Origin of the sequence: Flavobacterium sp. (assembly GCF_035456225.1) — a bacterium.
Taxonomy (GTDB): Bacteria; Bacteroidota; Bacteroidia; order Flavobacteriales; family Flavobacteriaceae; genus Flavobacterium.
Window position 1 is genome coordinate 1 of sequence record NZ_DATIDM010000006.1, and the last position, 6,394, is coordinate 6,394.

General features: G+C 38.4%; 8 protein-coding genes. 7 read left to right on the top strand and 1 reads right to left on the bottom strand.

What is annotated here, in order from left to right:
* The 7 genes from VLB74_RS00270 to VLB74_RS00300 all read left to right on the top strand — a co-directional run.
* On the top strand, nucleotides 1-364 hold a 364-nt coding region (locus tag VLB74_RS00270; protein ID WP_325201470.1), incomplete at its 5' end, for a hypothetical protein.
* A gap of 72 nt (nucleotides 365-436) precedes the next feature.
* Nucleotides 437-916, top strand: coding sequence for a hypothetical protein (locus VLB74_RS00275; protein ID WP_325201471.1), 480 nt, complete (start codon nucleotides 437-439; stop codon nucleotides 914-916).
* A gap of 236 nt (nucleotides 917-1,152) precedes the next feature.
* Entirely contained in the window at nucleotides 1,153-1,719 is a 567-nt protein-coding gene (locus VLB74_RS00280; protein WP_325201472.1) for an ABC transporter ATP-binding protein, read from the top strand.
* Nucleotides 1,716-2,930, top strand: a complete 1,215-nt coding sequence (locus VLB74_RS00285; RefSeq protein ID WP_325201473.1) for an ABC transporter permease — start codon at nucleotides 1,716-1,718, stop codon at nucleotides 2,928-2,930. Before VLB74_RS00280 ends, VLB74_RS00285 begins: the two co-directional genes overlap by 4 nt.
* Nucleotides 2,923-3,438, top strand: a complete 516-nt coding sequence (locus VLB74_RS00290; protein WP_325201474.1) for a hypothetical protein — start codon at nucleotides 2,923-2,925, stop codon at nucleotides 3,436-3,438. The genes VLB74_RS00285 and VLB74_RS00290 overlap by 8 nt, the downstream gene beginning before the upstream one ends.
* Before the next feature lie 82 nt (nucleotides 3,439-3,520).
* Entirely contained in the window at nucleotides 3,521-4,210 is a 690-nt protein-coding gene (locus VLB74_RS00295; RefSeq protein ID WP_325201475.1) for a YjjG family noncanonical pyrimidine nucleotidase, read from the top strand.
* 1 nt (nucleotide 4,211) lies between these two features.
* Nucleotides 4,212-4,922 carry a hypothetical protein gene (locus VLB74_RS00300; protein ID WP_325201476.1) on the top strand — a complete coding sequence of 237 codons (711 nt, stop codon included), beginning with the start codon at nucleotides 4,212-4,214 and terminating at the stop codon, nucleotides 4,920-4,922.
* Between the two features lie 24 nt (nucleotides 4,923-4,946).
* Here the strand turns inward: VLB74_RS00300 and VLB74_RS00305 are convergent, their stop codons facing one another.
* A complete protein-coding gene (locus VLB74_RS00305; protein ID WP_325201477.1) occupies nucleotides 4,947-6,224 on the bottom strand; it encodes a replication-associated recombination protein A in 1,278 nt (425 codons plus the stop codon).
* Nucleotides 6,225-6,394: the final 170 nt, after the last annotated feature.

The following is a 6,394-nucleotide window of genomic DNA, read 5'->3' on the forward strand; positions in this document are numbered from 1 at the left end:
ATTAAGTTATGAATTTGATGGATTTAAGTTTCATCGTGCATCGACTGGTTGCGCAAGTAGGTTTTCGATTTGTTCGGATGGGCATTGGACAGTAACTTGCATAAATGGAAGCAGTAAGCTTTCAGGTTACAATTCATTAACAGGTAAAGTTTTAGTTACAGGTGTCTTATCGAAAGATCAGGAGAGTATGACTTTGCATTTTCCTATTGAAACAATGACTTCTCCAACGTTTAAGGAAGAAGATTTCGAAACTTTTGGGTTTGATGAGGATTATAAAATGTATGATGGAATAACCATTAAAGCAGGAGAATATGTTCCAACATATACAACTGAAGAAATAATTGTCAAAGTAACATTGTTGTAAATGATATATCGATGTCTTCTTTTACTATTAATGTTGCCTTTTTTTCTGATTTCATGTAAATCAGCTGACTCTTTGTATAATCATACCAATAGTAAAAAGAAGTTTAACTCTCGGGAAATATATTTACAGGAACTGTCTGATTCCGGTAAATATTCGAATGATAAAATATTTCTTCTTAGCGATTCCGAGTTAAGTTTGTTGGTTAATGACATTGTAGGTAAACATTTGTCGACCTATTACGGGATAGCTGATGGGAACAGTTTTGTAAGCGCTGATCAGTTAACCGTTAAAAGTTGCCAGGGTCAGATTGCAATACTATATCATCATTTTAAAAAAAAGGATAATACAATTGTAATAGATGACGCTTCAACTGTTGGGGTTTTAAAGAGTCTAAAATTGGATTCAAGTAAGCAAACGGTCATTTTTTTATATTCATATAAATTAGGCAGGTTGTCAAAAAGCAAAATAGACAGCGTTATTAGCGAATTGCAAAAGGATGACAGTTTCGATTACAGAATCGTTTCATTGGATAATTATGATATAATACATTAATAAGGCATTTTTAAAACGGGTAGTTTCGCTATCCGTTTTTTTATTCCTAGAGCTAAAATCCTAAATGTAAATTTTTGTAAATGTCTTTTTAGTTAAATTGCTGTTAGGTTCTATATAAAAACGAAGGTTTAAAATCCTATTTTATTATCTTGCGGCCGTTAATTAGTATTACATTGGTAAGCACAAAAAAAATAACTTTTTCATACAATTCGAAAACAGTATTTCAATTTCCTGACATGCTCTGCAGTGAAGGTGAGACTTGTTTAATAACCGGCGGAAGCGGAAAAGGAAAAACAACTTTGTTGCATATTCTCGGCGGATTATTACGCGCAGAATCCGGCGAAGTGATTATCAACAATGCCAATATCGAACAGTTTTCGGAACGAAAGTTAGATCATTTCAGAGGGAAAAATATCGGTCTGATTTTACAGGAAAATCACTTTATCGAAGCTTTTACTGTTTTAGAAAATGTGACGCTGGCTTCTTGGCTGGCGACTGGAAAAAAGGCAAAAGAGAAAGCAATATCATTATTGGAGCACCTAGATTTAAAAGAACAGTTGCATAAATTACCTTCACAATTGAGTGTCGGACAACAACAGCGTGTTTCCATTGCACGGGCATTGATAAACGAGCCGAAAGTGGTTTTAGCCGATGAGCCGACATCAAGTCTCGATGATGAAAACGCCTTTAAAGTGGCCGATTTGCTGGAAAAATTATCCCTAGAATACAAAACTGCTCTGGTAATTGTAACCCACGATTCCCGTTTGAAAGAGCGATTCACTAACCAAATTTCGCTGTCATGATTGGAAAATTAGCCTGGCGAAATACTTGGTTTAAACCGTTAAGTACAATCTTAAGCATCATCTTGCTGATGTCCAGTGTGGCTATTATTACGGTTTTGATATTATTGCAGAAACAATTCGAAGAACAGTTTTCCAGTAATGCCGATGATATCGATTTGGTGCTTGGTGCGCAGGGAAGTCCTTTGCAACTGGTGCTGTCATCGGTGTATCAGATGGATGCTCCAACGGGAAACATCGATTATCTTGAAGCTAAAACCTGGATGCAGAATCCGTTTGTAAAATCGGCTATTCCGTTGGCATACGGTGACAATTATTTAGGGTTTAAAATCATAGGAACCACACCCGATTACTTGGCTAAATTCGGAGGCAAAATCGAAAAAGGTGCAATGTTCTCCAAAACGTTTGAAGTGGTCATCGGAAGTGAAATCGCAAGTAAATTACAACTAACAGTTGGTGACACATTCTTCGGTTCCCATGGCGATGCCAAAGAAGGGGAGAAGCATGAAGAAGGGGCTTACAAGGTAGTGGGAATTGCATCAAAGACCGGTAAAGTTGTGGATAATCTGATTCTTTCCAATATCCAGAGCGTTTGGTCAATGCATGATGTGCATGATCACGAAGAAGGCGAAGCAAACCATGAGGCATCAATAAATTCAGAAGAAGGAAAAGAAATCACAGCGGTACTGATTAAATTCCGTAACAAAATGGGTATTGTTTTATGGCCAAGACTGATTGCTCAAAACACCAAAATGCAGGCGGCTTCACCGGCAATAGAAATCAACCGTTTGTTTACACTTTTCGGAATAGGGTTGGAGGCCTTACAATATCTGGCTTATGGTATAATGTTAATCTCCGGGATAAGTATTTTTATCGCTTTATTCAATACGCTGAAAGAACGTAAATATGAATTCGCGTTGTTGCGCATTCAAGGGGCATCGCGTTTGCAGCTTTTACAGGCCATCATTATTGAAAGTCTTGTTTTGTGCGTGATTGGATTTGTCTTTGGAACAATTCTTGGTAGAATAGCATTGGTCTTTATTTCCAATTCTTCCGATGAGGAGTTTAAAATAGCGTTCAATCCATTGGAGTTTGTTTGGGAGAAAGAAGGGATTTTATTTTTAGTAACTATATTTGTCGGACTTTTGGCAGCCTTTATTCCTGCAATAAAAGCATACCGACTCAATATTTCAAAAACATTGTCAAATGCGTAAATTATATATAATTGCAGTTTTAGTAGTAATGATCCTGGTTTTGGAATCCTTCAGCAATTCGTCCGGTAAAACTGCTGTGGCAAATCATGGTCAGATAAATGAAAAAGGTTTTGCTGCCATGATTCAGAAAAATCCGGATACTTTAAGCTGGAAGTTGTTGGGGGAAATCAAATTTCTTAAAAAACAAGACAAAGTCTACGGTGAAGTGCAGTTTCCGGTAATCAATACAAAACTGAAACAGACGCAAAAGAAACGCATAGTGATGAGCGGTTTTATAGTTCCCATCGATAATAAAAGTTATGCATTGAGTAAAAATGTCTTCGCTTCTTGTTTTTTCTGCGGAAAATCAGGACCGGAAACGATAATGGGAATCAAATTCAGAGGAGGAAATCCTAAATTAAGAACCGATCAATATGTAACTATAGAAGGGACTTTCCGCTATAATGATTCGAATGTGGATGACTGGATTTATCACATCGAGGACGCTGTGATTGTGAAGGGAAAATAAGGAATATTCAGAAAGAAGTTCCGATAGCAATCGGGAGCAGATGAGATATGAAGAGGATTACTAATGCTATTGAAATTAAATTATGAGATTTGCGAATAAAAAGGATATTTTTTTTGATTTGGATCACACGCTTTGGGATTTCGAACGTAATTCGGCACTGACTTTTAAAAAGATTTTTGTGGAACACAATATCGCTGTAGATGTGGAAGCGTTTCTGAAATATTATGTTCCGGTAAACATGAAATATTGGGCATTGTACCGTGAAGATAAAATCGATCACATAACGCTTCGTTACAGACGATTGAAAGAGGTTTTTGATCTGATCCCTTTTGAGATGAATGATGAGACTATTAACCTGGTTTCTGAAGAGTATATAAAGTACCTGCCGACATTTAATCATTTATTTGAAGGTGCCATCGAGGTTTTGGACTATCTGAAACCAAAATATAGTCTGCATATTATAACCAACGGTTTTCAGGAAGTGCAAAATGGGAAGCTGAAAAATGCGAACATCGAGCATTATTTTGATACGGTGACCAATTCGGAAATGGCCGGGGTAAAAAAACCGAACCCTAAAATTTTCGAATATGCCTTGGAGTTGGCTAAAGCCGATAAAGTTACGAGCCTGATGGTGGGCGATAGTTTGGAAGCCGATATGGAAGGTGCCAGAAATGTTGGTCTTGATGCTTTGTTTTTTAACGAATCCAAAATTGAGCAACCCCATGATTTTCCGCAGATTTTTCATCTTTCCGAATTAAAAAACATACTATAAAATGAAAAAAGTTCTCTTGTTTGCAGTTTTGTTGTTTTCGACTTTTGTCTTTTCGCAAAATGTAAGTGATTATAAATACATTATTGTTCCGAAAAAGTTCAGTTTTCTGAATAAAGAAAACTTGTACAACATGAATTCATTGACGAAATCCGTCTTTGAAAATCTAGGATATGAGGTTTATTACGATATGGATGTCTTTCCACAGGAATTGGCTGAAAACCGATGCAGGGCCCTTTTTGCCGATATGGTCGAAAACAACACCATTTTTATGACAAAGATTAAGATTGAACTTAAAGATTGTAAAAATCAGGTAGTGTATGTGTCTGCAGAAGGGGAGAGCCGTGAGAAAGAATACGCGAAAGCCTATGTCCAGGCTTTTAGAATGGTCGGGAAATCGTTGGAAAATTTAAAAAGCAACCCAAAAGGAGGCTTTGTAACAACAGATTCAATGCCAGGTCCAAGTAAAGAAGAGCTGGTTCAGCCTATTGCAAACGGAAAACAGCTTTTTGCCCAGCCTATCATGAATGGATTTCAGTTAGTGGATTCTTCTCCGAAAGTAATAATGAAACTTTTCAAAACGTCGAAGGCTAATTTTTACATCGGACAAAAAGAAAGTCAGCAGGGAGTTGTCTTTCCTGTAAACAATGAATGGTTTTTTGAGTATTACCAGAATGAGAAACTGGTTTCCGAAAAACTAGAAATCAAGTTTTAAATTTTACAACTCATAACTTTTTCATTAATACCCGTATTTGTCGTTCCAGCGGTTTTTCAGAAACTGACGCAATTCACGTTCACGTGCGTTGTTTCCCGGTTCGTAAAGGGTAGTGTTGGAAAGTGCTTCCGGTAAAAATTCCTGTTCGGCAAAATTGTTGGTAAAATCGTGTGCGTATTTGTATTCATCACCATAGCCTAATTCCTTCATTAATTTGGTTGGTGCATTGCGCAAATGTAACGGAACCGGTAAATCGCCCGTTTGTTTTACGATTTGCTGTGCTTTTCCGATGGCCATGTAACTGGCGTTGCTTTTGGCAGACGTTGCCAAATAAACCGCACACTGACTCAAAATTATCCTGCTTTCCGGATAACCGATAGTAGTCACGGCCTGAAAAGTGTTGTTGGCCATAATTAAGGCCGTTGGGTTGGCGTTCCCGATGTCTTCAGATGCCAGTATCAACATTCTTCGGGCGATGAACTTCACGTCTTCGCCACCTTCAATCATTCGGGCCAGCCAGTAAACCGCTCCGTTTGGATCGCTGCCGCGAATGGATTTTATAAACGCCGATACAATATCATAGTGCTGTTCACCGGTTTTGTCATACAGTACCGTGTTTTTCTGTACCAATTGCATCACTTTCTCATTGGTGATTTCAATCGAATCCGAATCGGAAGCATTGACAATCAGTTCGAAAATATTGAGCAGTTTTCGTCCGTCCCCACCGGAAAGTCGCAATAGTGCTTCGGTTTCTTTAAGTTGGATGTTTTTTGTTTTCAGAATTTCATCAGTTTCAATTGCCCTGCGCAGCAACGCTTCCAAATCTTCTTTCGAAAACGCATTCAGAATATAAACCTGACATCTTGACAATAAAGCGGGGATGACTTCGAAACTTGGGTTTTCAGTAGTGGCACCGATTAATGTTACCCAGCCTTTTTCCACCGCAGCCAATAACGAATCCTGTTGTGATTTACTGAAACGGTGAATCTCGTCGATGAATAGAATCGGGTTTTTAGCCGTGAACAATCCGCCGCTTTGTTTGGCCTTGTCAATCACATCGCGAATATCTTTAACGCCCGAGTTGATGGCATTTAAGGTATAAAACGGGCGTTTGCTTTCCTGTGCCATAATTTGTGCCAGTGTGGTCTTTCCGGTACCGGGCGGCCCCCATAAAATAAGGGATGGGATTATACCACGGGCAATCTGATGGGTCAGGGAACCCTGTTCTCCCACCAAATGGGACTGACTGATGTATTCCGATAAGTTTTGCGGACGAATGCGTTCGGCTAAAGGTGCTTCCATAGCGGTAAAATTAATATTTTTATTTGAAGCTAATCCAGCTCTACACTATATCTTTTTATCCGGCTGAAAAAGCCGGATAAAAAGGATGCCGTTTCGATCTGGGCTATTGGAAATTGCGGTAAAAAGATCATCTGGAGGTCTTATGTCTGTTGTTAAGAGTTAAAAAAGTG